Source organism: Knoellia sp. LjRoot47 (assembly GCF_964253435.1).
Taxonomy (GTDB): Bacteria; Actinomycetota; Actinomycetes; order Actinomycetales; family Dermatophilaceae; genus Knoellia.
The window spans coordinates 89,758-114,470 of sequence record NZ_CAXUQS020000001.1 but is presented as its reverse complement, the minus strand read 5'-3'; the positions used below and the strand labels follow the sequence as shown (position 1 = coordinate 114,470).

General features: G+C 71.9%; 23 protein-coding genes. 10 read left to right on the top strand and 13 right to left on the bottom strand.

From position 1 onward, the window contains the following. The first annotated feature begins 148 nt into the window (after positions 1–148). Genes ACSQ11_RS00495 through ACSQ11_RS00485 form a run of 3 tightly spaced genes read left to right on the top strand, consistent with a single transcriptional unit; the run spans position 149 to position 2,843 of the window. Positions 149–763 (top strand): acyltransferase, encoded by a 615-nt coding sequence (locus tag ACSQ11_RS00495; RefSeq protein WP_436002014.1) that lies wholly within the window; start codon positions 149–151, stop codon positions 761–763. Beyond that, on the top strand, positions 760–1,857 hold the full coding sequence (locus ACSQ11_RS00490; RefSeq protein WP_436002012.1) for a DegT/DnrJ/EryC1/StrS family aminotransferase: 1,098 nt from the start codon (positions 760–762) through the stop codon (positions 1,855–1,857). Before ACSQ11_RS00495 ends, ACSQ11_RS00490 begins: the two co-directional genes overlap by 4 nt. Beyond that, positions 1,857–2,843 (top strand): Gfo/Idh/MocA family protein, encoded by a 987-nt coding sequence (locus ACSQ11_RS00485; protein WP_436002010.1) that lies wholly within the window; start codon positions 1,857–1,859, stop codon positions 2,841–2,843. Before ACSQ11_RS00490 ends, ACSQ11_RS00485 begins: the two co-directional genes overlap by 1 nt. Here ACSQ11_RS00485 and ACSQ11_RS00480 read toward each other — a convergent pair. Genes ACSQ11_RS00480 through wecB form a run of 3 tightly spaced genes read right to left on the bottom strand, consistent with a single transcriptional unit; the run spans position 2,833 to position 5,713 of the window. After that, on the bottom strand, positions 2,833–3,315 hold the full coding sequence (locus ACSQ11_RS00480; protein WP_436002008.1) for a hypothetical protein: 483 nt from the start codon (positions 3,313–3,315) through the stop codon (positions 2,833–2,835). The two genes, ACSQ11_RS00485 and ACSQ11_RS00480, sit on opposite strands and share 11 nt — an antisense overlap. Continuing rightward, on the bottom strand, positions 3,312–4,640 hold the full coding sequence (locus tag ACSQ11_RS00475; protein WP_436002006.1) for a glycosyl transferase: 1,329 nt from the start codon (positions 4,638–4,640) through the stop codon (positions 3,312–3,314). Before ACSQ11_RS00475 ends, ACSQ11_RS00480 begins: the two co-directional genes overlap by 4 nt. Before the next feature lie 5 nt (positions 4,641–4,645). Continuing rightward, the gene (gene wecB / locus ACSQ11_RS00470; protein WP_436002004.1) at positions 4,646–5,713 is read right to left on the bottom strand and encodes a non-hydrolyzing UDP-N-acetylglucosamine 2-epimerase; all 1,068 of its coding nucleotides are present in this window, start codon (positions 5,711–5,713) and stop codon (positions 4,646–4,648) included. Between the two features lie 148 nt (positions 5,714–5,861). Here wecB and ACSQ11_RS00465 point away from each other — a divergent pair, with 148 nt between their 5' ends. Together ACSQ11_RS00465 and ACSQ11_RS00460 are read left to right on the top strand one after the other, a co-directional pair. After that, a complete protein-coding gene (locus ACSQ11_RS00465) occupies positions 5,862–7,163 on the top strand; it encodes a nucleotide sugar dehydrogenase (protein ID WP_436002002.1) in 1,302 nt (433 codons plus the stop codon). A 179-nt stretch (positions 7,164–7,342) separates the two neighbouring features. Beyond that, the gene (locus ACSQ11_RS00460; protein ID WP_436002000.1) at positions 7,343–9,760 is read left to right on the top strand and encodes a cell wall-binding repeat-containing protein; all 2,418 of its coding nucleotides are present in this window, start codon (positions 7,343–7,345) and stop codon (positions 9,758–9,760) included. 142 nt (positions 9,761–9,902) lie between these two features. Here ACSQ11_RS00460 and ACSQ11_RS00455 read toward each other — a convergent pair whose 3' ends face one another. Continuing rightward, positions 9,903–10,544, bottom strand: a complete 642-nt coding sequence (locus ACSQ11_RS00455) for a 3-oxoacid CoA-transferase subunit B (protein ID WP_436001998.1) — start codon at positions 10,542–10,544, stop codon at positions 9,903–9,905. A gap of 3 nt (positions 10,545–10,547) precedes the next feature. Further along, positions 10,548–11,333 (bottom strand): CoA transferase subunit A, encoded by a 786-nt coding sequence (locus tag ACSQ11_RS00450; RefSeq protein WP_436001996.1) that lies wholly within the window; start codon positions 11,331–11,333, stop codon positions 10,548–10,550. Positions 11,334–11,632: 299 nt separating this feature from the next. On the opposite strand from ACSQ11_RS00450, the gene ACSQ11_RS00445 reads away from it, so the two are divergent. After that, positions 11,633–13,498, top strand: a complete 1,866-nt coding sequence (locus ACSQ11_RS00445) for a peptidoglycan-binding domain-containing protein (RefSeq protein WP_436001994.1) — start codon at positions 11,633–11,635, stop codon at positions 13,496–13,498. A 3-nt stretch (positions 13,499–13,501) separates the two neighbouring features. Here the strand turns inward: ACSQ11_RS00445 and ACSQ11_RS00440 are convergent, their stop codons facing one another. Then, the gene (locus ACSQ11_RS00440) at positions 13,502–14,206 is read right to left on the bottom strand and encodes a TIGR03089 family protein (RefSeq protein ID WP_436001992.1); all 705 of its coding nucleotides are present in this window, start codon (positions 14,204–14,206) and stop codon (positions 13,502–13,504) included. A gap of 42 nt (positions 14,207–14,248) precedes the next feature. Here ACSQ11_RS00440 and ACSQ11_RS00435 point away from each other — a divergent pair, with 42 nt between their 5' ends. Further along, positions 14,249–16,348, top strand: coding sequence for a hypothetical protein (locus ACSQ11_RS00435; RefSeq protein ID WP_436001990.1), 2,100 nt, complete (start codon positions 14,249–14,251; stop codon positions 16,346–16,348). Positions 16,349–16,369: 21 nt separating this feature from the next. Here the strand turns inward: ACSQ11_RS00435 and ACSQ11_RS00430 are convergent, their stop codons facing one another. From ACSQ11_RS00430 to ACSQ11_RS00420, 3 genes are all read right to left on the bottom strand, one after another. Then, the gene (locus ACSQ11_RS00430; protein ID WP_436001988.1) at positions 16,370–17,158 is read right to left on the bottom strand and encodes an inositol monophosphatase family protein; all 789 of its coding nucleotides are present in this window, start codon (positions 17,156–17,158) and stop codon (positions 16,370–16,372) included. Positions 17,159–17,352: 194 nt separating this feature from the next. After that, on the bottom strand, positions 17,353–18,393 hold the full coding sequence (locus ACSQ11_RS00425; protein ID WP_436001986.1) for a succinylglutamate desuccinylase/aspartoacylase family protein: 1,041 nt from the start codon (positions 18,391–18,393) through the stop codon (positions 17,353–17,355). Further along, positions 18,390–18,869 (bottom strand): ATP-dependent zinc protease family protein, encoded by a 480-nt coding sequence (locus tag ACSQ11_RS00420; RefSeq protein ID WP_436001984.1) that lies wholly within the window; start codon positions 18,867–18,869, stop codon positions 18,390–18,392. Before ACSQ11_RS00420 ends, ACSQ11_RS00425 begins: the two co-directional genes overlap by 4 nt. 25 nt (positions 18,870–18,894) lie before the next feature. Between ACSQ11_RS00420 and ACSQ11_RS00415 the strand changes: the two genes are divergently transcribed. After that, positions 18,895–20,085: a RimK family alpha-L-glutamate ligase gene (locus tag ACSQ11_RS00415; RefSeq protein WP_436001981.1), complete on the top strand. Its 1,191-nt coding sequence runs from the start codon at positions 18,895–18,897 to the stop codon at positions 20,083–20,085. A 180-nt stretch (positions 20,086–20,265) separates the two neighbouring features. On the opposite strand, the gene ACSQ11_RS00410 is transcribed toward ACSQ11_RS00415, so the two are convergent. Both ACSQ11_RS00410 and ACSQ11_RS00405 read right to left on the bottom strand, forming a co-directional pair. Beyond that, positions 20,266–20,574 carry a hypothetical protein gene (locus ACSQ11_RS00410; RefSeq protein ID WP_436001979.1) on the bottom strand — a complete coding sequence of 103 codons (309 nt, stop codon included), beginning with the start codon at positions 20,572–20,574 and terminating at the stop codon, positions 20,266–20,268. 185 nt (positions 20,575–20,759) lie between these two features. Beyond that, a complete protein-coding gene (locus ACSQ11_RS00405) occupies positions 20,760–21,797 on the bottom strand; it encodes a MerR family transcriptional regulator (RefSeq protein ID WP_436001977.1) in 1,038 nt (345 codons plus the stop codon). Between the two features lie 234 nt (positions 21,798–22,031). Between ACSQ11_RS00405 and ACSQ11_RS00400 the strand changes: the two genes are divergently transcribed. Both ACSQ11_RS00400 and ACSQ11_RS00395 read left to right on the top strand, forming a co-directional pair. Next, on the top strand, positions 22,032–22,550 hold the full coding sequence (locus ACSQ11_RS00400) for a SigE family RNA polymerase sigma factor (protein ID WP_436001975.1): 519 nt from the start codon (positions 22,032–22,034) through the stop codon (positions 22,548–22,550). Beyond that, positions 22,547–23,926: a hypothetical protein gene (locus ACSQ11_RS00395; protein WP_436001973.1), complete on the top strand. Its 1,380-nt coding sequence runs from the start codon at positions 22,547–22,549 to the stop codon at positions 23,924–23,926. The genes ACSQ11_RS00400 and ACSQ11_RS00395 overlap by 4 nt, the downstream gene beginning before the upstream one ends. 15 nt (positions 23,927–23,941) lie before the next feature. Here the strand turns inward: ACSQ11_RS00395 and ACSQ11_RS00390 are convergent, their stop codons facing one another. Continuing rightward, entirely contained in the window at positions 23,942–24,142 is a 201-nt protein-coding gene (locus ACSQ11_RS00390) for a hypothetical protein (RefSeq protein WP_436001971.1), read from the bottom strand. 69 nt (positions 24,143–24,211) lie between these two features. Further along, positions 24,212–24,574: a hypothetical protein gene (locus tag ACSQ11_RS00385; protein WP_436001969.1), complete on the bottom strand. Its 363-nt coding sequence runs from the start codon at positions 24,572–24,574 to the stop codon at positions 24,212–24,214. Between the last annotated feature and the right edge of the window lie 139 nt (positions 24,575–24,713).

The window sequence follows — 24,713 nt, the reverse complement described above, 5'->3', positions numbered from 1 at the left end:
TACCGGCTGGCGGGCACAACCCCGGCCTCGGGACGAGGAGCGGGCCGGGGCCCGGCCCCGGCGGAGGTGGCAGACTACGGCGCAGCCGTGGGCGGCGGAATCCCGCCGCGTCGCCGCCCCTGCGAGGTGGCGACCACCTGAAGACGAGATGAGGAGCCCGTTCGTGGGAGTGAGCATCCAGCCCAGCGCCGATGTGTCGGAGGCGGCACAGATCGGTGACGGTTCGAGCGTGTGGCACCTGGCCCAGGTCCGTGAGAAGGCGGTCCTCGGCACGAACTGCATCATCGGACGGGGCGCCTACGTCGGGACCGGCGTGACGATGGGCGACAACTGCAAGCTGCAGAACTACGCCCTCGTCTACGAGCCCGCCGTCCTCGAGGACGGCGTCTTCGTCGGGCCCGCCGTCGTCTTCACCAACGACTACTTCCCGCGCGCCATCGACCCCGACGGCACGATCAAGCGCGGTGACGACTGGGAGGCCGTGGGCGTGACCTGCAAGCAGGGCTCGTCGATCGGTGCTCGGTCCGTCTGCGTCGCTCCGGTGACCATCGGTCGTTGGGCGCTCGTCGCCGCCGGGTCGGTCGTCACCAAGGACGTGCCCGACTTCGCCCTCGTCGCGGGGGTGCCCGCCCGGCGGATAAGGTGGGTCGGCCGTGCTGGCGTCCCCCTCGAGGCCGGTGACGAGCCCGGCACCTGGGTCTGCCCCAAGACCGGCGAGACCTACATCGAAGACCACGAGAGCCTGACGGAGGCCCCGAAGTGAACGAGTTCATCCCCCCGGCGAAGCCGCTCATCGGAGACGAGGAGCGCGCCGCTGTCGACCGCGTCCTGCGCAGCGGCATGCTCGCCCAGGGCCCCGAGGTCAAGGCGTTCGAGGAGGAGTTCTCCGCGCACTTCGAGCTGGGTCGCGCCTGCGTGGCCGTGAACTCGGGCACGAGCGGCCAGCACCTCGGCCTGCTCTCCAGCGGCGTCAAGGCCGGCGACGAGGTCATCGTCCCGTCCTTCACCTTCGCCGCGACCTGCAACTCGGTGGCCCTCACCGGTGCGACGCCTGTCTTCGCCGACATCGACGCCGACGACTTCTGCATCAGCCCGGCCGCCATCGAGGCCAGGATCACCGACAAGACCGTCGGCATCATGCCGGTCCACCTCTACGGCCACCCCGCCAAGATGGACCAGATCATGGCGATCGCCGACAAGCACGGCCTCCAGGTCTACGAGGACGCCGCGCAGGCGCACGGCGCCTCGCTGGGCGGCACGCCGGTCGGTGCGTTCGGCACGTTCGCGATGTTCTCGCTCTACCCGACCAAGAACATGACGAGCGGTGAGGGCGGCATGGTCTCGGTGGGTGACGCCGAGGTCGAGCGCCTCATGCGTCTCTACCGCAACCAGGGCATGGAGAAGCAGTACCACAACGAGGTCGTCGGATTTAACACCCGCATGACCGACATCCACGCCGCCATCGGCCGTGTCCAGCTCACCAAGGTCGGCGCCTGGACCAAGGCCCGCCAGGACAACGCCGCCTTCCTCACCGCGAACCTCGAGGGCGTCACGACGCCCCCCGTCGCCGACGGCGCCGTCCACGTCTACCACCAGTACACCGTGCGCGTACCCGAGGACCGTGACGGCTTCGCCGCCGCGCTCAAGGAGCAGTTCAACGTCGGCTCGGGCATGTTCTACCCGGTGCCCAACCACCAGCTCAAGCCGTTCGCCGGCGGCACTGCCGACGCCGACCTCCCCGAGACGATGAAGGCCGCCGCCGAGTGCCTCTCGCTCCCGGTGCACCCGTCGCTGAGCCAGTCCGACCTCGAGCGCATCGTCGGGGGCGTCAACACCCTCGCCAAGGCAGGTGCCTGATGGCCAACCTGCGCGCCGGCCTCATCGGCCTCGGCATGATGGGCCGCCACCACGGCCGCGTGCTCGGCAGCCTGCCCGGCGTCGACCTCGTCGCCGTCGCCGACCCGGGTGGCGACGTCCACGGCATCGCCGGTGGTCGCCCCGTCCTCGAGAGCGTCGAGCAGCTCATCGAGCAGGGCATCGACTACTGCATGGTCGCCGTCCCGACGATCTACCACGAGCAGGTCGGCCTCGCCCTCGCCGAGGCGGGCGTCCACGCGATCATCGAGAAGCCCCTCGCCCAGGACACCCCGGCCGCCACCAAGGTCGCCGAGGCGTTCGAGGCCAAGGGTCTCGTCGGCGCCGTGGGCCACATCGAGCGCTACAACCCCGCCCTGCAGGAGGCGCGCCGCCGCCTCGAGGCCGGCGACCTCGGTGACGTCTACCAGGTGAGCACTCGCCGCCAGGGCCCGTTCCCGGCACGCATCGCCGACGTCGGCGTGGTCAAGGACCTCGGCACGCACGACATCGACCTCACCGCGTGGGTCACGCAGCAGACCTTCACCTCGGTGGCCGCGCGGACGGCATACAAGAGCGGTCGCGAGTTCGAGGACCTCGTCGCGGTGACCGGCCAGCTGTCCAACGGCGTGGTGACCAACCACCTCGTCAACTGGCTGTCGCCGCTCAAGGAGCGCGTCACGATCATCACCGGTGAGAAGGGCGCGTTCGTCGCCGACACCCTCACCGCCGACCTCACCTTCTACGCCAACGGCGAGGTGCAGACGACCTGGGACGACATCGCGAACTTCCGCGGCGTCTCCGAGGGTGACGTCGTCCGCTACGCGATCTCCAAGCCCGAGCCGCTGCGCGTCGAGCACGAGCAGTTCCGCGACGCGGTGCTCGGCAAGGAGGCCGACATCGTCACGATGACCCAGGGCCTGCAGACGGTCCGTGTCGCCGAGGCCTGCATCGAGTCGGCGAGCACGGGTCAGACCGTCACGCTCTGACCTCACCGTCCAGGACGAGATCCAGCGTGGGGCCGATGCCGTTGACGGCATCGGCCCTCGCGTTGTCCTGGGCCGCGCACCAGACGGTGTAGACCGCGTTGGCGTCCGCCGCCGTGAGGACGTCCGCGCCGGCCAGGGCCGCGCGGGCCTCGGAGGAGCGGCGTATGCCGTACCACCACAGGGTGCCCGGCCCGAGGGTGCGGTTGCCGGCCGCGGACACGGCCTTGTCGAGGACACCGCGGGCGATGTGGAGCACCCACCGCGGACGGCCCTTGACCAGGCCGGCAGGTGCAGGGCCACGGCCCGCCGGACGGCGCACGACGACGTGCCGGTCGGCCGCGGCGACGACCTCGGGGCCGACGACGCTCGGACCGATGAGGGTGACCTCGTGGCCGTGCGCCCGCAGACGCTGGATCGAGTGCGCCAGCAGGAGGGCTGCCGGTCGGGTGGCGACGACGACGACGCGGCTCATGCGCCGGCCTCCGGGACGAGGGCGTGGGTGAGCCGTTCGACGGCAGGCACGATCTGGGCGCTGCGCTCGTAGCGGCGGGAGTAGGCCAGGGCGGCGGCACGCTCCTCAGCGGTCGCCTCCAGGGCGCGGCGGGCCCCGGCCCGGAAGGCGCGCGCGACGGCCTCCGGGGTGAGGTCGTCGTTGGGCTCCCACAGCGGGTAGTCCCGCAGGATCTCGACCGCGGCGTGGTCGGGGGCGTGGGCGGACACGATGGGCAGCCCGGTGGCGACGTAGTCGTAGACCTTGCCCGACGTGACGTAGCGACCGCCGACGAGGCAGAGGACGAGGGCGTCCCAGCCGGCATACACGGCAGGGGTCTCGGCCTTGGGGACCGGACCGCTGAGGCTGACACCGTCGTCGGCGAACTCGTCGATGATCCGGGCGTGGGCGTTGCTGCCGCGGGCCGAGCCCGCGCCCACGTGGCCGCGGAACTCGAGGTGTGACCTCGCGAGGACCGGGTCGTCGCGCCGGGCGAGGCGCCACCCCTCGCAGACGGCCCGGGTGAGCTCGGCGCCGAAGGTGATGGTGCCGAGGTAGCCGAAGGTGAGACCCACTTCGGGGTCGGGTGTGCGGGGCGCCGGGCGGTCGAGGTCGTCGAGGTCGCTGCCGTTGCGCACGACGTGGAGGTCGTCGGCCCGCGCCGGGTAGAGCTCGGCATAGGCGTCACGGATCGGGGTGTTGACGAACCATGCCTCGTGCATCGACTCCATGAGCGCGGCCTCGATGCGGCCCTTGCGACTGTCGGGCTCGAAGGCGGGCACGTCATTGAGGATGTCGATCGCCCACGCGTCGCGGTAGTCGAGGACGAACGGGACGCCGGTGCGCCGGTGCAGGTCGAGCGCCGGCGCGAAGAACGTGTAGGGCGCCGCCGTCGTGAGGACGAGATCGGCGGGGTGCGCGTCGTCGACCTCTCGGACGCGGGCGACGAGCTCGTCGTGCCACCGGCCGAAGACCGGCTCGGGGAACGTCTCCTCGTCCTCGCGGCGGTGCCGCTTGAGCCACGACAGCGGCCGCTGGGCGCGCTCCTTGGCGTAGGTGCGGATGTCGGTCTCGAGGTCCTCGCGCATGAGCGGGAGGCGGACCACGTCGATGTCGGGGTCGACGAGGGCGCTCAGCGACAGGTCGAGTCCGTGCTCACGCCGCCAGGCCTCCTCGCTGAGCGTGACGACGGTGACGTGCCACCCGTGGCGGTTGAAGAGGTTGGCGGTCGCGAGCAGCCGGTAGGTGCACGACTTGGCCGCCGGCGGGAAACCCCACGCGAGGTAGAGCAGGTGCGGAGCGGCCATCGGGGTCAGCGCTGGGGCAGGTGCTCGGCGAGGGCTGCGACGGTGGCTTGCGCCGCGTTGCCGTCGCCGTAGGGCGCGGCGTCCGTGGGTTCGGGGTCGGCGCGGTCGACGAGGGCCGTGAGGCCGTCGAGGTCGAGGGCGAGGACGTTCCAGCCGAGGTCGACGGTCTCGGTCCACTCGGTCTCGGTGCGCACCGTGGTGCACGGGGTACGCAGGAGGAAGGCCTCCTTCTGCAGTCCACCGGAGTCGGTGACGACGGCCTTGGCGTGCTGGATCGCGCCGACCATCGCGGGGTAGTCGAGGGGCTCGATCGTGTGCAGCGAACCCTGGGTGAGGTCGATGCCGTGCTCCTTGGCCTTCGCGACGAGGCGCGGGTGGGCGGTGAGCACGACCGGGTAGGGGAGGGCGGCGAGGCCCGTGACGATCGCGCCGAGGCGCGCGGGGTCGTCGGTGTTCTCGGCGCGGTGGATCGTGGACAGGACGTAGCCGCCCGCCTCCACGCCCTCGGGCAGGCCCGGTGGGACGTCCTTGACCCGCTCGGCGGTGGCGAGGCACACGTCGGTCATGACGTCGCCGGTGACGACGGCGCGCTCACCGAGGCCCTCGTCGGCCAGGTGCTGGCGGGCGACCTCGGTCGGGGCGAGGCACAGGTCGGCGGCGTGGTCGGTGAGCACCCGGTTGTGCTCCTCGGGCATGCGGCGGTTGAACGAGCGCAGGCCGGCCTCGAGGTGGGCCAAGGGGTAGTGCAGCTTCACCGCGGAGAGCGCACCGGCGATCGTGCTGTTGGTGTCGCCGTAGACGAGGACCCAGTCGGGGTCGTGCTCGTCGAGGACCGCGTCGAGCTGGGTGAGCATCGAGCCGGTCTGCACGCCGTGCGAGCCCGAGCCGACGCCGAGGTGCACGTCGGGCGCCGGGATCTGGAGGTCCTCGAAGAAGACGTCGGACATCTTCGCGTCGTAGTGCTGTCCGGTGTGGACGATCACGTGCTCGTGGCCGGCGGTTGCGAGGGCCTGGGCGATGGGAGCGAGCTTCACGAACTGGGGGCGGGCGCCGACGATGCTGAGTACCTTCACGGAGGACAATCTAGGGGGTGGCAAGGGCCGGGGGCGGCGGCGGGAGGTCCGCGGGTGACGTCGGTGGTCCGATCGCTCGGTACGATGGCGCCCGATGCCCAGCACCGCGTTGCCCTGCACCGCGAACCCCGATCCAAGGAGTCACCCCGTGAAGATTGCCGTCGTCGCCCTCGGCAAGATCGGCCTTCCGCTCGCCGTGCAGTTCGCGAGCAAGGGCCACGACGTCGTGGGAGTCGACGTCAACCAGGCCCTGGTCGACGTCGTCAACGAGGGGCGCGAGCCCTTCCCGGGTGAGGCCGAGCTCGACGAGCGCCTCTCGACGCTCGTGCCCGAGGGCAAGCTCGTCGCGACCACCGACTACGCGCAGGCCATCCCCGGTGCCGACGCCGTCGTGGTCGTCGTCCCGCTCTTCGTCAACGACGAGACGTGGCAGCCCGACTTCGGCTGGATGGACTCCGCGACGGCGTCCATCGCCGAGCACCTCACCCCCGGGACCCTCGTGTCCTACGAGACGACGCTCCCGGTCGGCACCACCCGCACCCGCTGGAAGCCGATGCTCGAGCAGGGCTCCGGCCTCGTCGAGGGCAAGGACTTCCACCTCGTCTTCTCGCCCGAGCGGGTCCTCACGGGCCGCGTCTTCGCCGACCTGCGCAAGTACCCCAAGCTCGTCGGCGGCCTGAGCGCCGAGGGTGCGGCCAAGGCCACCGAGTTCTACGAGGCCGTCCTCGACTTCGACGACCGCCCCGATCTTGAGCGCGGCAACGGCGTCTGGGACCTCGGTTCGGCCGAGGCCTCCGAGCTGGCCAAGCTCGCCGAGACGACCTACCGCGACGTCAACATCGGCCTCGCCAACCAGTTCGCGAAGTTCGCCGAGGGCAACGGCATCGACATCCACCAGGTCATCGACGCGAGCAACAGCCAGCCCTACAGCCACATCCACCGCCCGGGCATCGCCGTCGGTGGCCACTGCATCCCGGTCTACCCCCGCCTCTACCTCTTCAACGACCCCGAGGCGACCGTCGTGCGCGCTGCGCGCGAGGCCAACATGGGTATGCCGGACCACGCCACGCTGCTCCTCGAGGGCGCCTACGGCGACCTCAAGGGCGCCCGCGTCGCCGTCCTCGGCGCCTCCTACCGCGGTGGCGTCAAGGAGACCGCCTTCTCCGGTGTCTTCCCGCTCGTCGACGCCCTGCGCGCCAAGGGCGCCGAGGTCCTCGTCCACGACCCGATGTACACCGACGACGAGATCGCCGGCTTCGGCTGGGCGCCGTACCACGTGGGCGACGAGGTCGACGCCGCCGTGGTGCAGGCCGACCACGCCGAGTACCGCGAGCTGTCCGCGTCGGACCTTCCGGGCCTCAAGGCGATCGTCGACGGCCGCAAGGTCACCGACGCCGCTCGCTTCGAGGGTGTCCCGCACCGCGTGATCGGTCTGGCCACCGCGCACTGACCCCACACGCCGCGACGGCCCCGACGGCACTGCCGTCGGGGCCGTCGCGTGCTCAGGGGTGGACGGGCTCATACCGATGTGGTCACAGTGAGCCATGTGCACGGTGGTGCTCATGAGGCAGATATCCACCCATCTGGGTAGCCTGTTCGGGTCTCCGACCCCAACCCGAGGGGCTTGCCATGCTCCCTGCACGACCCGCCACCGCACGACTTCGCACGGCGTGGGGGCGGCGTGCCCTCGTCGTCGCCACCGTCGCGGCGACCCTGACGGTCGCCCCCATGCTGCCCACGACGGCCAAGCCGGCGCCGGTGCCCACGCAGAACCACGTTATCCCGCTCACGGGGGTCGACGCCCGCGCCCGCGGCGCCGCCGACTCCGTGCCGGTGGAGGACAGGATGCGCGTCGCCGCGCTCTCCGCGGCGATCCCGGTGGGGGACAGCTCGATCGTGGGTGTCACCTGGGACGCCCACGAGGCCAGTGGCACCGAGGTGGGTGACGTCCAGGTCCGCACCCGCAGCGGTGGGCGGTGGTCGGCCTGGGAGGAGCTCCACGTCGACGCGAGCCATGGCCCCGACGAGGGCACCACCGAGGCGGCGGGGGCCCGGCACGGCAGTGCGCCGCTCGTCGTGGGGGACGACGTCGACGACCTCCAGGTGGGTGTCGTGACGACCTCGGGCAAGGCGCCGCGTGACCTGCAGGTCGACCTCATCGACCCCGGCGCCTCGCGTGCCGACAGCCAGCCGGCGCTGCCGTCGGCGGGAGCCGCGGGCGTCCGCCCGACGATCAGGACCCGGGCCGACTGGGGCGCCGACGAGTCGATCCGCAAGGGCTCGCCGAACTACGCGCACATCGACGTGGGCTTCGTCCACCACACGGCGGGCTCGAACTCCTACGGCACCGGCGACGTCCCCGGCATCATCCGCGGGATCTACACGTACCACGTGAAGTCCTTGGGCTGGAACGACATCGGCTACAACTTCCTCGTCGACAAGTGGGGCCGGATGTGGGAGGGGCGAGCGGGCGGCATGGACCGCGCCGTCGTCGGTGCCCACACCCTCGGCTACAACTCGCACTCGTTCGCGATGGCCGCCATCGGCAACTACAACTCGACCGCGGTTCCGGCCGCCGTCGAGAGCGCCTACACCTCGCTGTTCGCGTGGAAGCTCGGTCTGGCCCACGTGGACCCGACCTCGACCACCACGCTGACCGACGCCGACGGCTCGCCGACCAAGGTCTTCCGCAACGTGTCCGGTCACCGCGACTTCGGTGACTCGGGCAAGGGCACCGAGTGCCCGGGGACCGTGCTCTACAACCGCATCGAGACGCTCCGCCCGCGCATCAAGACCGCCCAGGGCGCGATGTTCTACGCGCCTCGGGTCGACCGGACGTCGTGGACCTACGGCACCGGTGGCGCCGCGAAGATCTCGGCGACGACGTCCAAGGCGCTTGCCTGGCGGCTCGAGGTCCGGTCGGTCTGCTCCGGCGCGGTGCTCACCACCCGGACCGGCACCTCCGCGGCGACCTCGCTCGCCGCCACCTGGGACGGGCGGATCGGGTCCGCCGCGGCCCCGCCCGGCGGCTACACCCTGACGCTCACGGCCACGGCGGGCTCGGGCAGCACGAGCATCGCCACCCCGTGGCAGACGGCCGTCACCGTCGGTGACGCCCCCGGTGCGCCCCCCGGCTACTGCCCGCCGCGCCTGGGTGGCGCGAGCCGGTTCGACGTCGCCGTCGCCGCGAGCCGGGAGGCCGACTCCGGCACGACCTCGGTCGTCATCGCCAACGGTCGCGACAACGCCATGGGTGACGCCCTCGTGTCCGCACCGCTGGCGCGGGCCAAGGACGCCGTCCTCCTCCTCACCGACGCGACCGGGCTTCCCACCGCGACGCGGACCGAGCTGACCCGCCGAGGTGCGCGGACGGCATACGTCGTGGGTGGCGAGGGTTCCGTGGGTCAGGTCGTCATCGACCAGCTCAAGGCGCTCGGCGTCACCTCGGTCGAGCGGTTCGGCGGGCGTGACCGCTACGCCGTGGCGGCGAACGTCGCCCGGGCCGCGGCGCCCGGTGGCGCTCCCGACGTCTTCGTCGCGAGCGGCAAGCAGGACGCGATGGCGGACGGACTCGTGACGTCGGGACTCGCGTCCTCACTGGCTCGCCCGATCCTGCTCTCGCCGGCAGCGACGCCGTCGCCGGCGACCACGCAGGCCCTCACCGACCTCGGCGTGCAGCGCACCACCGTGGCCGGTGGGCCGGCCTCCGTCTCGGACGAGGTCATGGCGCAGCTCCCGTCACCGACGCGTCTCGGCGGAGCCTCGCGGTATGCCGTGTCCGTCGCCGTCGCCCAGTGGGGCTCGCGCAACGGCGTCGACGGCAGTGACGTCCTCGCCTCGTCCGGTGCCCCGGAGGCCCTGGCCGACGCGCTCTCCGGCGGCCAGCTCGGGCGGCAGCTGTTCTACGTCCGTCCCACGGGCGTGCCGGGTGAGGTGGCGACCGAGCTCGACTCGCGCGCCGGCCTGGAGCGGGTCACCGTCATGGGTGGCGAGGGGAGCGTCCCGCCACTCGTCGCGGGGCGCCTGCAGCAGTCCGTCATGAGGTGACCGACACGGTGCAGTGAGCCCTGCAACGGGCGCACGACGACCGACGGCGGCACGGCCGGGAACCCTCCCGGTCGTGCCGCCGTCGTCTGTCTGGGTCGCGCAGTGAGCGCGGAGCGCGGAGTGCGGCCGACGCGGAGCGGCCTCAGGCGTCGAGGGCGAAGGTGAGCTCGGGGCCGGTCTTGTCGCGCAGCTCGTCCTCGGTGACGCCCGGCGCGAGCTCGCGCACGACGAGGCCGTCGGCGGTGATGTCGATGACCGCGAGGTCGCTGATGATGCGCTGGACGACGCCGAGACCCGTGATGGGCAGGTCGCACTCGTCGACGATCTTGTGGGAGCCGTCCTTGGCGACGTGCTCCATGAGGACGATGACCCGCTTGGCGCCGTGGACGAGGTCCATCGCGCCGCCCATGCCCTTGACCATCTTGCCGGGGATCATCCAGTTGGCGATGTCGCCGCCACGCGAGACCTGCATCGCGCCGAGGATGGCCGCGTCGACCTTGCCGCCGCGGATCATGCCGAAGCTCGTGGCGCTGTCGAAGTAGCTCGCGCCGCGACGGGTCGTCACCGTCTCCTTGCCGGCGTTGATGAGGTCGGGGTCGACCGCGTCCTCGCTCGGGTAGGCGCCGACGCCGAGGATGCCGTTCTCGGACTGCAGGACGATCTCGACGTCGTCGGGGACGTGGTTGGGGACCAAGGTCGGCAGTCCGATGCCGAGGTTGACGTAGGAACCGTCGGTGAGCTCGGACGCGGCGCGGGCGGCCATCTCGTCACGGGTGAGCGGCATGGCTCAGGCCTCCTTGGGGGTCTGCGTGGTCACGGTGCGCTTCTCGATCCGCTTGTCGGCGGCCTGCTCCGGGGTGAGCGGGACGACCCGCTGGACGTAGATGCCCGGCAGGTGGATTTCGTCGGGGTCGAGGTCGCCGGGCTCGACGAGCTCCTCGACCTCGGCGACCGTCACCCGGCCGGACATGGCACAGAGCGGGTTGAAGTTGCGCGAGGACTTGTTGAAGACGAGGTTGCCGTGGCGGTCACCCTTCCAGGCCCGCACGAGGCCGAAGTCGGCGGTGATGCCCTCCTCGAGCACGAAGGTCCGCTCCTCGCCACCGAGGCCGAAGGTGCGCGTCTCCTTGGGAGGTGAGGCGACCGCGACGCTGCCGTCCGCGGCATACCGCCAGGGGAGCCCACCGTCCGCGACCTGGCTGCCGACGCCGGTCGGGGTGAAGAAGGCCGCGATCCCGGCACCGCCGGCGCGCAGGCGCTCGGCGAGCGTGCCCTGCGGGGTCAGCTCGACCTCGAGCTCTCCCTCGAGGTACTGGCGGGCGAACTCCTTGTTCTCGCCGACGTACGACGAGACCATCCGACGGATCTGCTTGGCGCCGAGGAGGATGCCGAGGCCCCAGTCGTCGACGCCACAGTTGTTGGAGAAGACCTCGAGGTCACGCACCCCCCGGGTGTGCAGCTCGGCGATGAGAACGCTGGGGATGCCGCAGAGCCCGAACCCGCCGACGGCCAGGCTGGCACCGTCGCGGACGTCCTCGAGGGCTGCGGCTGCAGAGGAGACGACCTTGTCCATGCCGGGCACTCTAGTTCCCGCGGGGGAGGGTACCGATGTGGTGGGGGTCCAGTGGTCCGAGTGGGTCATGGGGTGACGACACCCTCCGTGGATCCTGTGGCGAGACCACGACCTTGCCGCAAATTCTTCGGCGGGAAGGGGGGTCTGACGAAGTACATGCGTGTAATTTGCTCCATTCACTTGCGAAACCAGTGTGACTGATGGGACAACTATCGAGCCAACGTGTCTGGAGTGACGGCTGTGATGTCACTCCCGGCCACGTGTCCACCCCTGTCGTGCTCGCCCCTGAGGAGCTTTCGTTGACGCGCGCCACCCTGCCTGCCACGTCGACCCGAGGACCCGTTCGCGCCCTCGGTGCCGTCTCCGTCTCCCTGCTCTCGATCCCCCTCGGCCTCTCGGTCTCGGGCGGCAGCGCCGTCGCGGCCGTGGGCGCGAGCGTGCCGCCGCCGCCGACCAAGTCGCTGCCGGCCGACCTCGACATCGCGCCGAAGTACCAGGCGGGCTACCGGTGCCTCACGGGTGACCTGCCGGGTCCCACGGCGTTCGCGCAGCTCCTCAACAGCCACTACGGCCGGCACATCTACGGCATCAACCGCACGTGCGCGGCCGAGCACGGCGAGGGTCGTGCGCTGGACTGGATGAACAACGCCAACACGGCGGAGGGACTGGCGCTGGGCAACGCCATCACCCGCTGGCTGTCGGCTCCCGACTCCGAGGGTCGCCCCGGCGCGATGGCCCGCCGGTTCGGCATCAACTACATCATCTGGAACCGCCAGATGTGGCGCGCCTACGACCCCGGTCGTGGCTGGGCGCCCTACAGCGGCGTCTCGCCGCACACCGACCACATCCACATCTCTTTCACCTGGGACGGCGCCTACAAGCAGACGTCGTGGTGGACCGGCAAGGCCCTCACCGAGGTCCGCTTCACGGGCCCGACGACCAACGCCGGCGCACCGCTGCCCGTCGTCACCCCGCCGCTCACCGCCAGCGGCTACCCGCTGCTCAAGCGTGGCGACACCGGCAAGGACGTCATGCTCGCCCAGGGCGTGCTCGGCCTCACCAAGGACGGCCAGTTCGGTGCCGCCACCGAGACCACCCTCAAGTCGTGGCAGACCCGCAACGCCGTGCCCCTGACGGGCCAGCTCGACAACGCCACGTGGACCAAGATGGTGAGCCTCAAGCTCGTCCCGTCGCGCAACGGCGGCTCGACCACCACGACCAGCCCGCTCTCGGCCTACGTCAACACGGTCCTGCAGCGCGGCTCCAAGGGTGCGGCGGTCGTGGCCCTGCAGAAGGCCCTCGGCATCTCGGCCGACGGCAGCTTCGGCCCCGGCACCGAGACCAAGGTCAAGGCCTACCAGGCGTCGAAGAAGATCAGCCCCACCGGCGTCGTCGCGAAGTCGACGTGGCAGGCGCTCATGGGCACGACCCCGGCCTCGCCGACGGCGCACCCGCTCCAGCAGTTCGCGACGACGGTCCTCCAGCGTGGGTCCAAGGGTGCGGCCGTCACGGCTCTGCAGAAGGCGCTCGCGATCGGCGCCGACGGCTCGTTCGGCCCCGGTACCGAGACCAAGGTCAAGGCGTACCAGAAGTCCAAGGGCCTCACCGTGACCGGCGTCGTCGCCGCATCGACCTGGTCGGCCCTCATGGGCCAGACGTCCACCGGCACGCCGACCACGACGACCCCGCCCGCGCCCAAGCCGCCGACGACCACGCCTCCGGCGAGCACGACCCCGACGACCGAGATCACGGCATACAAGGGCTACCTCATGCGCAGCGGGTCCAAGGGGACCGCCGTCAAGGTGCTGCAGGCGAGCATCGGCGGCCTCGCCGTCGACGGCTCCTACGGCCAGGCGACCGTCGCGCGGGTCAAGGTCTTCCAGCGCTCGGTCAAGCTTCCCGACAACGGGATCGTCGACCGCACGACCTGGGACCGGGTCGAGCGCTACGTGCACCCGCTGCTGCCCTACTGGAACACCGTCGTCAAGCGGGGCTCCAAGGGTGCCGCGGTCGTCGCCGTCCAGCGGGCGCTGCGGATCACGGCCGACGGGGTCTTCGGCCCCGGCACCGAGACGGCGGTCAAGGCGGCGCAGAAGCGCGCCAAGCTCGCGTCGACCGGCGTCGTCGCCACCCTGACGTGGAAGGCCCTCGAGAAGCAGAGGTGACCCTCAGGGGCCGACGGCACCCTCGGTGCGCGATCGGTCCGCGAGGACGTCCGCCGGCGCCGCGCCCCGGCTGAGCACGACCGAGCCGTCGCTCGCCCACAGGGCGAGGCAGGCGGCGAGGAAGTCGGCCGTGCTCGTCGTGGTGAGGTGCCGGCGTTCGCCTGCGCTCGCGTGCGGGACGACGACCTCGGCGTATGCCGTCCGCCCACCCCCGTGGACGAGCGCGAGGTCGTCGTCGGCCGGCTCCTCCCACGCGGCGAACTGGTCGCCGTGGGTGCTCAGCTCCTTGGCCTCGTCCATGACGCCGGAAGGGACCGGCACGGCCGCGGCACGGGCCAGACCGGCGAGGGTGACGAGGACGGCGGGGGAGTCGCTCGCGGCCGCGGCGTCAGGGGCGGTCGTCACGAGCAGGTCCGCAGGTTCGGTGTCGTCGAGCGCGACGGCGCCACCGACGGACCACGTCGCCAGCGCCCAGTAGGCCGTGCGCCAGTGCGGCGGCAGGTCGAGGTGGACGACTGAGCCCGGTGCGACGTCGAACTCGTCCTGCAGCGCGTTGGCGGCCTTGCTCACCCAGTTCGACAGGACCCGCGCCGACAGCTCGATGCGCTCGCCGCGGGTGGGGCCGTCGGTGTCGTCGTAGGTCGTGATCCGCGGCTTCGCGGAGTCGGAGCGGAGCATCTGCTGGAGGACGTCGGCGGGTCGGGTCACGTCTGCAGCCTACGGAGCCGTGGGCGGCTAGCGTGGGCGACCATGAGCCGCTCGCCGCTCGTCGCCGACGACGACCTGCCCACGACGACCTACGAACGCGGGTGCGGGCACTGGCTCCAGACCCTCGTCCTGGGTGCCGCCACCTGGGTGGTCGCGATGTCGCTGCTCGCCGTCGTCCTCGCCGGCATCGGCGGCTGGTACCCGTGGCTCGTGCTCCCTCTGGCCGCCGTCCTCGCGGGCGCGAGCGGCTGGTGGGCACACGGCATACCGTCGCGGTCGGTGCCCGTCTGGACTGCCGCGCTCCTCGCCGCGGTGAGCCTGGGTGCCGGGATCTGGTCTGCCGCAACGCATTCGGAGCAGGTGCTGCCGCGGCGGGACTCAGGCAGCTACCTGCAGACGGCGATCTCCATGGCCGAGACGCACCGCCGGGTCGTGCCCGCCGACCTCGACCGCTTCGGTGGCGCGGACCTGCTCGACATCGACGGGATCACCCTGTCGAGCCCCGCGTTCTACGAGGTCGACTCGTGGCAGGGGCCGTCGGTCCAGCCGCAGTTCGTCATCGGTCCGGGGGCGATCTGGTCGCTGGGGGTGTGGCTCGGCGGCCCGGCGGGGGCGATGCTCCTGCCGGCACTCATGTCGGCGATCGGCATCCTCGGCGTCGGCCTCCTCACGGCACGCATCGGGGCGCCGCGCTGGTCGCCGCTGGCGGCGGCCGGTGTCGCGCTGCTCTTCCCGGTGTTGCACACCGCGCGCTCGACGTACTCCGAGCCGCTCGCCATGGTCACTCTCGGCGGCGGGCTGCTCGCCCTGACGATCGCGGCCCGGCGCAGCGCCCGGGCGGAGATCGGGCGCGCGGCCCTGCTCGCCGGTGTCCTCGTCGGGGGGACGGCGTTCGTACGGATCGACGGGTTGCGCGAGACGATCCTGCTCGTTCCCGTCGCGGCGCTCGCGCTGGCCCAGGGGCAGCGGTGGATGCGTGCGACCCTGCTCGGCGCCGGGGTGTCGACGGTGCTTGCGGGTGTCGCGGCGCTGTGGCTGTCGAACCAGTACCTCGGCACCATCGCCGCCAGCCTCGTCCCGCTCGTCGGGCTGGGCGTGCTCATGGGTCTGCTCACCTTCGGGCTGCTGTGGTGGCGGAAGCGCGGAGGCGCTGTGCCGCAGGCGATCTCGCGCCGACTGCCCGATGCGCTCGCGGTCGGGGTCGTCCTGCTCGGGCTGTTCCTCGCGAGCCGTCCGCTCTGGCAGACGGTGCGACAGTCGGCGGAGGACCCCGGGTCGCGCGTCGTCGCCGGCCTCCAGCTGCGGCAGGGGCTCACGGTGGACGGCGGGCGGACCTACGCCGAGCAGACCGTCACCTGGCTGTCGTGGTGGGTCGGGGTGCCTGCGCTCGTCATCGCGCTCGCCTCCCTCGCGTGGTGCGTGCGGGTCGCGGCGTCGAGGTGGACGGCAGGGGAGACGCTCCCGCCGTGGACCGGGCCGCTGCTCGTCGGGGCCGGGTCGACGGTGCTCACCCTCTGGCGTCCCGGCATCACGCCCGACCACCCGTGGGCCGAGCGCCGCCTCCTCATCGTCCTGCCGTTCGTCGTCGTCCTCTGCGTGGCTGCCGCCGCGTTTGCCGTCCGTCACCTCTCGCGACGCGCTCCCGTGGCCGTCGCGGTCGCCGCGGGAGTGGCGCTCGCCGCGGCGACGATCGTGCCGACGGCGATGGCGACGTGGCCGCACCGGGCCGAGCGCGTCGAGCTCGGCGAGCTGGACGCCGTCGAGGGGATCTGCCTGCAGCTCGGCGAGGACGACGTCGTGCTCGCGGTCGACTCGCGCGCGGCCAACGAGTGGCCCCAGGTCGTCAGGGGCCAGTGCGGCCGCGTCGCGCTCTCGACGACCTCCGCCGTGCGCAAGGACGACGCCGCGCTGGCGGCGTCGGTCGCGGCGCTGTCACAGCGTGTCGACGAGGGCGGGGGGCGGCTGCTCCTGCTCGGTGCGGACTCACCCGACGTCGTCGAGTCGCTCGCACCGGGAGCGGCCCGGCTGGCCCTCGACACGACCGTGCTCGAGGACGCGCGGCTGCTCGAGCGGCGCCCCGACCACCTCGTCACCCTGCCGTTGCAGGTGTGGCTCGCAGCGGTGCCCGTCAGCCCGACGTGACGTCCTGCGACGAGGCCGCCGTCAGCGCGAGGTGACGTCCTGCGGCATCCGGCGGGCGACGGCGGCATACGTCGTCCTGTCGCTGGCCACGATGAGGCCGGGCTGGGTCGAGCGCGGTCCGTAGGCGAGGCCGTCGAGGTGACCGACGTGGCCACCCACCTCGGCCACCATGAGCGAGCCCGGTGCGTGGTCCCACGCGTTGGAGCGGCTGTAGAGGATGAAGTCGACCGCGCCCTCGATGAGCTTGGGGTAGTCGACGCCGCAGCAGACCCATGACGGCTGCAGCGCGGGGAGGTCGGCGAGGGCGTGCCCGCGCAGCGACCAGATCGAGGTGGCACCGCGGGGGTCGTCGTCGGGGCCGACCGGCTGGCGGGTCATCCGCTCGCCGTTGCGCTCGACGCCGGCGCCGAGCTCGGCGACCCAGGCGACCTCGTGCTCGGGCTGCCAGATCCAGCCGCGGACCGTCTCGCCGCCCTTGGTCTCGGCGATCATCACCGCGTGGTCGGGGTTGCCGTGGACGAAGTTCTTCGTGCCGTCGACGGGGTCGACGGTGAAGGCGTGCTCGGCGGCGGTGTAGCGCTCGAGGATGCTCGGGTCGGCCGCGTGGGCCTCCTCGCCGAGGACGACGGCGTCGGGGTAGGCCTCGTTGAGGGCCCGGGTGATGAGTACCTCGGCCTCGCGGTCGGCGACGGTGACGAGGTCGCCGGGGTTCTTCTCGATCACCTCACCGTCGGCGAGGGAGCGGAACCGCGGGGTGATGACCTCGGCGGCCACCTGCTTCATGAGCTCGAGAACTGCGCCTGTGTCCACGGGTCCCTACGCTCCCACAGCGTCGTGACGCACGGCACATCGGGTCATGGGCGGACGGCATACCGGCTGCCTGCGTCCGCAGAGGTGGTCGGGTTCGCGACCAAGGTTGCGGACGCTGCCGTATGCCGGCTCCGTGCGTCCGCAGGGGTGGTCGGGTTCGCGACCAAGGGTGCGGACGCAAGGGAGGGCGCCGGTCAGAGAACGGGGATCTCGTCGAGGGCGTCGAAGGCCTCGGCCGCGTCCGGGTGGTCGGGGACGCCCGGCGGCTCGGCGCCCTCGATGTCGGCGATGTGCACGAGCGCGTCGCCACGGTTGACGAGCGGCGCCGTCGTCCGGCCGATGACGAGACCGGCGCGCTCGGCGCGGACGAGCCGCAGCGTCTTGCCGAACGAGTCGCTCAGGCCACCGAGGCGGTCGCCGACCTCGACCCGCTGGCCGAGGGTGGCGTCGAGGTGGACGATGCCGCTGCGGCGGGCTCGCACCCAGCCGCTGCGACGGCTCACCAGGCTCGACGGCGAGGGTGGGCCAGCCACCGGGTCGATCATGTCGAGCGCCGCGAGCACGCCCAGCACACCGGTGACCCCGGCCTCGATCGCCCACTGGTCGAAGCGCATCGCCTCGCCCGACTCGAAGAGCAGCACGGTCGCACCACGCTCGCGGGCGGCGGCCCGCAGCGAGCCGTCGCGCAGCTTGGCGTGCAGCATGACGGGGGCGCCGAACGCCTCGGCGAGCGAGCGGGTGCGCGGGTCGTCGAGGTCGGCGCGGATCTGGGGGAGGTTCGTGCGCCGGTCCGAGCCGGTGTGCAGGTCGATGCCCACCTCGGACTTGTCGACCACCTCGCTCATCATGAGGTGCGCGATCCGGCCGGCGAGCGACCCGCGCGCGGAGCCCGGGAAGGACCGGTTGAGGTCACGACGGTCGGGCAGGTAGCGGTCTCCCGCCATGAAGCCGTGCACGTTGACGATGGGGACGGCGATGATCGTGCCGCGCAGGGTCTTGGGCGACAGCGCGGCGAGGACGCGACGGATGACCTCGACCCCGACGACCTCGTCACCGTGGATCGCGGCGTTGACCCAGACGACCGGCCCGTCGTGCCGGCCGTGGAGCACGCGCAGCGGGAGGCTGACCTCGGCGCCGGTGACGAGCTTCGTGATCGGCAGGCCCATCTCGCGGGACTGCCCGGGGCGGATCTTCACCCCGCCGATGGCGAACGAGGAGCGGGCGACCGGGCTCATGCGCGTCCCCTGTTGCGGCGTCGGACGTGCAGCTTGGGGCGCGGGCCGAGGTACGACGCCGACGGGTCGACGAGGAAGCCGTGGCGCAGCGTCTCGCGGCCGACGAGCATCCGGAAACCCATCTCGTCACGACGGCTCAGCGTCACCTCGGTGGTGAGCCGGCGGCGGGCGAGGACGATCTCGAGCTCGACGACGAACCGGGTCTCCGACGAGCCGTTGGAGGAGCGCACGACACGCTCGTCGACGACCGGGCGCTCGAGCACGACGGAGTCCTCGTCGGTCGCCTGCCACGGGTGGATCGAGAAGCGCACCCACGGCTCGTCGTCACGCCCGAACCGCTCCTGGTCGAACGCGTGGACCGCCGACGACCGGGCGCCGGTGTCGATCTTCGTCTTGATCCATGGGACGTCGGCAGACGGCATACGCACCCACTCGCGCCATCCGACGTGGATGGTTTGATGGGTGGCTCCGGACATCCGACCATCCTTGCAGGTACCCCACATGAAGCTAGCGATCCTCTCGCGCGCGCCCCGGGCCTATTCGACCCAGCGACTGCGCACCGCCGCCCTCGACCGCGGGCACGACGTCAAGGTGCTCAACACCTTGCGCTTCGCGATCGACCTGTCGGGTCCCGAGCCGGACCTGCAGTTCCGCGGCCGGACGCTCTCGGACTACGACGCGATCCTGCCGCGCATCGGCAACTCGATCACGTACTTCGGCACCGCCGTGGTGCGCCAGTTCGAGCAGATGGACGTCTACACGCCCAACACCGCCAACGGGATCTCGAACTCGCGCGACAAGCTCCGCGCGACCCAGATCCTGTCCCGTCACCAGATCGGTATGCCGGCCACGACCTTCGTGCGCAACCGGGCCGACGTGCCGGCCGCGATCGAGCGGGTGGGTGGCGCCCCGGTCGTCATCAAGCTGCTCGAGGGGACGCAGGGCATCGGCGTCATCCTCGCTCCGGACAACAAGGTCGCCGAGGCGATCATCGAGACGCTGCAGAGCACGAGCCAGAACGTCCTCATCCAGAGCTTCGTCAAGGAGAGCAAGGGACGCGACATCCGCGCGCTCGTCGTCGGCGACCGGGTCGTCGCGGCGATGCGGCGGACCGCGCAGGGCGACGAGTTCCGCTCCAACGTCCACCGCGGCGGCTCCGTCGAGGGCGTGACGCTCGACCCGGCGTTCGAGCAGGCAGCGGTGCGGTCGGCGCAGATCATGGGCCTGCGCGTCGCGGGTGTCGACATGCTCGAGGGCGCCGACGGCCCGCAGGTCATGGAGGTCAACTCCTCGCCGGGGCTCGAGGGCATCGAGGCGGCGACCAAGCTCGACGTCGCTGGCGCGATCATCGACTACATCGGCAACCAGGTCGCCTTCCCCGAGATCGACGTGCGCCAGCGCCTGACCGTCTCGACCGGTTATGGCGTCGCCGAGCTCGTCGTCCACGGCTCGGCCGACCTCGTCGGCAAGACGATCGCCGAGTCCGGGCTCGAGGAGCGCGACATCACCGTGCTCACGCTGCACCGCGGCACCTCGGTCATCCCCAACCCGCGTCGGCGCACCGCCCTCGAGGCGCAGGACCGGTTGCTCTGCTTCGGCAAGCTCGAGGAGATGCGCTCGATGATCCCCGAGCGTCGTCGCCGCCGGGCCAAGGTCCGCAAGCTCCCCAAGGAACCGATCCACGAGGCCTGACAGCGGTCGTATGCCGGCCGCCCACCTCGGGTGGCGTGGTCAAGGGTCCGTGTCGGGTCGTCTCGACCCGTTGTCGGGGGCGCCGTGACGAGTCGGGGGCTCATAGCACCCCGACTCGTCACGCACCCCCCGACAGCTGCCACCCTGGCCGCCCGCTGGCGGACGGGTGGCGGCGAGCGGTCAGTTGAAGTTCAGCTGCCGCTCTCCGGTGAGGAAGTCACCCGAGTAGCAGGTGGCGACCGACGGGTTCCCGGTGCCGTAGTAGCGCCACTCGCCCTTGGCGAGGTAGCGCTGCTGCGGTGCCCAGGCCCGGCCGCAGGTCACCTGCGTCTGGTACTGGTGCGGGCGGGCCACGCCCGAGCACAGGTTGTACCAGCCGTTGGGCAGGTCCCGCTGCACGCAGTTGAAGGCGGCCTGGGCGGGCGCCGCAGCGATCCCTGTCCCAGCAGCCAGTGCGACGACGGTGATGATCCGGGCAGCAGTACGCATGTGTTCTTTCCCCTCGTGAGCCGGCCTCTCCCCGGGCCGGATGACGGGACACTAGCGCCGCGCTTCGTCGCTCACGTCGCCTCGGGAGCCACGAACTCGGAAGCTGCAGGAACCTGCAGCCCTGCGGGTCCTCGGTGCTGCCGAACGCGCGCGATGTCGCGCCTTCGGCAGCACCGACGCCCCCGTCAGGCGGGCTGGTCGAGCCGGACCGGCATGAGGACCGACGACGTGCCCTCGCGCCCGGGCGTGCGGATGGCCAAGGGTGCGATCGGGTCGTCCAGTCCCAGCGTGAGCTGGTCGCCGACCTCGAGGGCCTGCAGCAGGAAGTCGCGGTTGACGGCCACGGTGAGGGCCCCGGGCTCGTCGGTGGGGCCGACCCGGACGCCGTCCTGCCCGACGCTGAGCAGGCTGACCTCGTAGCCGACCCCGTCGTCGCTGGTGAGCGTCGTGGTGGTCCCGGCGGCCAGCTCGGCCCGCAGGGCGGCCGCGTCGACGGGGACCTCCTGGCGGCCGTGCTCGAGGAGGACGCGGTAGGACGGGAAGTCGACGTCCGGCACCTCCGCGCTCACGGTGCAGCCCACCCCGGTGACCGTGACCGTCCCGTCGGACACGACGACGTCGACCGTGTCGGTCACGTCGGCGGCGAGCAGCGCGTCCACGACCGGTGTCGGGAGGAGCAGGTGCAGGTCGGTCGGCTCGGGCGTGGCGACCGCGCTGGTGGCGAGCCGGTGCCGGTCGGTGGCGACGAGCCGGACGCGGCCGGGCTCGCTGTCGAGGTAGATCCCGTGGAGGCGAGGCTGGTCCGGGTCGTCGCAGACGGCATACCGGATCTCGCGCAGGGCGCGGACGAGGTCGGCAGCGGGGAGGGTGCAGCGGGACATGGAGATCTCCGAGTTCTCGAGCAGGTCGTGGACGATGGAGATCTCCCTGCGGGCGTCGGCGAGGCCCGCCTCGAGTCGGCCGAGGTGGGCGGCAAGGACCGGACCGGCGAGCGCCGGGTCGGCCACGACCGTCCTGATGTCATCCAGCGGCAGCCCCACCCGACGAAGGTGCGCCACGAGCCGGGCCTGACGGACCTGGGCCGGCCGGTAGAAGCGGTAGCCGGACGACGGGTCCACCCAGCACGGCGACAGGACACCCGCGCCGTCGTAGAAGCGCAGCGCGCTGACGGGCAGGCCGCTGAGGGCCGAGACCCTGCCGATGGCAAGCAGTTCGTTCTCCACGTCTGCACCCTCCTGTCTCACCCTGCTCGAGGGTCAAGCCCGCGTCGTCGTGCCGAGGGCGAGCATGCCTCACCTCCGTCGTCGGTGCTGCGGAACGCGCGCTCTGTCGCGCCTCTCGCAGCACCGAGGCTGGGGGCAGGCCCATCCCGCGAGCGTGAGCCTCCACCCGCCGGAGCGTCGCCATCCGTATCTGCTTGAGAGACGGTAGGACTGGACCGGCGAAGGGGGAGGACGATGGCGGACCGCGAGGCGTTCGATGCCTACGTGCGTGAGCGCTGGGCGCCCCTGCTCCGCACCGCCATGCTGCTCACCGGTGACCGCCACTCCGCGGAGGACCTCGTCCAGGAGACCCTCATTCGCGCGGCCCAGCACTGGTCCAGGGTGGAGCCGGCGACGGCCGATGCCTATGTGCGCCGCATCCTCTACACCCGGTCGGTGGACGCGTGGAGGTGGCGCCGGCACCAGCCGGACCCGGTCGACGGCGCCCGGGAGGAGAACCGCCTGACGGCTCACGATCCGGAGGAGGTGGAGACCCGCCTGACGCTGGCCGCGGCCCTGCGTCGCCTGACCCCACGACAGCGCGCCGTGCTCGTCGCGCGGTTCTACGAGGACCGCACCGAGCTCCAGACGGCGCGGGTCCTGGGCTGCTCGGTCAACACCGTGAAGTCGCAGACGAGGCACGCCCTCGAGCGGTTGCGGGTCCTGGCCCCGGAGCTCGCCGACACCTTCGGGCGCAAGGAGACCGCGCGATGAGCACCAACCAGCTGTCCACCGCCCTGCGTGAGCTCGTCGTCGATGGCGAGAGGAGCCTCAGGGCTCCGGACGCAGGCGACCTCTGGGCCGCCGGTCGTCGACGGCGTGTCACCGCGGCCGTCGTCCCTCTCGCCGTGGCCGCCTGCGTCGTTGCGCTCGTGGCCCTCGTCGTGTGGCCCTCTGGACCTCCGCGTGCCGCACTGCCCGCGGTGCGCGTCGACGGGTCGCAACGGCTGATGTCCTATCCCGCCTCGATCGCCAAGCCGCCCTTCGTCCACGTCACTGCGGCCCCCGGCGTCACCGCGGCACTCGTGCCGTCCGCCGGTCTCGTCAGCCAGCCGTATGCCGTCTCGCCGGGCGGGAGCGTGACGCAGGTCGAGGTGTCCGCCGGCGGGGTCGACGTGCCGGACCTCCAGCCGGCGCTCTCACCGGACGGGAGATGGGTCGCCCGCGGCCTCGTCCTCACCGACCTCGTGCGCGGGGTCACGACACCCCGGCCGCAGGACCTGGCGCGGCTCGAGCGGCGGTGGACGCCGCCGCAGGAGCCGAGCTGGTGGTCGCCGGACTCGCATCACGCCTTCATGGCAGCGTTCAACCAGGGCGCGCCCCGCTCCGGCGGAGTCGTGATCGGGGTCGACGGGACCATGTCCGAGGTCCCCCTGCTCGAGGGCGGGCTCCAAGGGGTCTTCGCCGGGTGGCTGGACGACGACACCCTCCTCGCCCTGCTCGACCTCGGCCCGGGGACGACGCGGCTCGAGGTGCGCACGTGGACGATCGGTGACCCCTCGTGGTCCGCCACCGGCGCCGTCCTCTCGTGGTCGGAGGAGGAGCCCACCGAGCTCCGTGCCCTGCTGTCACCCGACGGGCAGCGGCTCCTCCTCACCACAGCGGGCACCGACGACGCGACGAACCAGCTCGCGACGACCACGGCGATGATGTTCGACCCGCGCACCGGGGCCCGGCTCGGGATGCCGACGTCGGACGGGACCGTGGACGTGGCGGCTTGGGCCGAGGGGTCCTTCGCCGGCTGGAACGGATGGGGATGCCGACCGGCGTGGCGCGACGGTCTTCCGGTGATCACCGACGGTGGCGTGAAGGGCTTCGTGAACACGTCCGGTCGCCCCGGGGACCGCGAGCTCGTCTCGGTGTCGTCCGGCTACGGCACACCCTGCGTCGCCTTCGCGGGCAACGAGCTGCGCGGCAAAGCCGTGACCGACCACGCCCTCGTGTGGAAGGAGCGGCTGTGGTCATGGGGGCTCCCGCTCCTCGGCCTGGCGCTCGTCGCGCTCGGGGCCTGGGCGTGGAACCGGCGTCACCGCGGCTCGTGGCGTCAGCCACCCCAGCGGCGTCCGATGATCATCACCCAGCCGTTCTGACCTTCGACGCCGGGCTCAGGAGCCGTCGCCGCCGAGGCCGCCACCGCCGGTGTAGCTCATGCCCCAGGTCGCGGCGGGTGAGCGTGTGCCGGGCAGATCCCGGTGGTGGCGACGACGTCCGCAGTCCGCGCACACCCGGACCTGCATGTTCTCCTCGGTCACGACGTGCCAGTGGTGCCACCCGACCCTGCACGTCATCCGCTTCCCCGTGTCCATGCTCCAGTGTGTCGGGCCACGAGCAGCCATGTCCATGGTGCGGTGGCTCAGCCGCGTCGCCCGACGACGTCACACCAGTCCGTCGTCAGGACTCACGGCGAACGGCGTGAAGCGCTCGGGCCGGTCCTTCTCGGGCCGACGGCGGTTGCGGGCCAGCGGTCGCACTCGTCCCTCGAAGTAGGTGACGGCGGCGAGTGCGGTCACGTGGTTGTGCGTGATGCGCTGGCCCTGCACCGGCAAGGAGAAGTCGGGGTTCTCGTAGTGGGCGGCGATGTTGCGGATCCGCAGGAGGTCCTCACGGCTCATGGACAACGCCCCCTGCGCCAGCTCGTCCTCGGCGTAGTCCCAGAGACTGGCCGCGGTCTGGGTCTCGGAGAAGTGGACGGTGAGGCGCGGCACGCCGGCCATGAGCACTTCGAGGTCGGGTGACACCTTGTTCCGTCTCCACACATCGGCAGGCTCGCACATGCGGGTCGGTGTCGGCAGCAGAAGCGGACGACCCGGGAAGCCGAGGGCCTGTCGGCTTGGTGGGCGGACGGCATACGGGTAGGAAGGACATCCACGCTGTCAG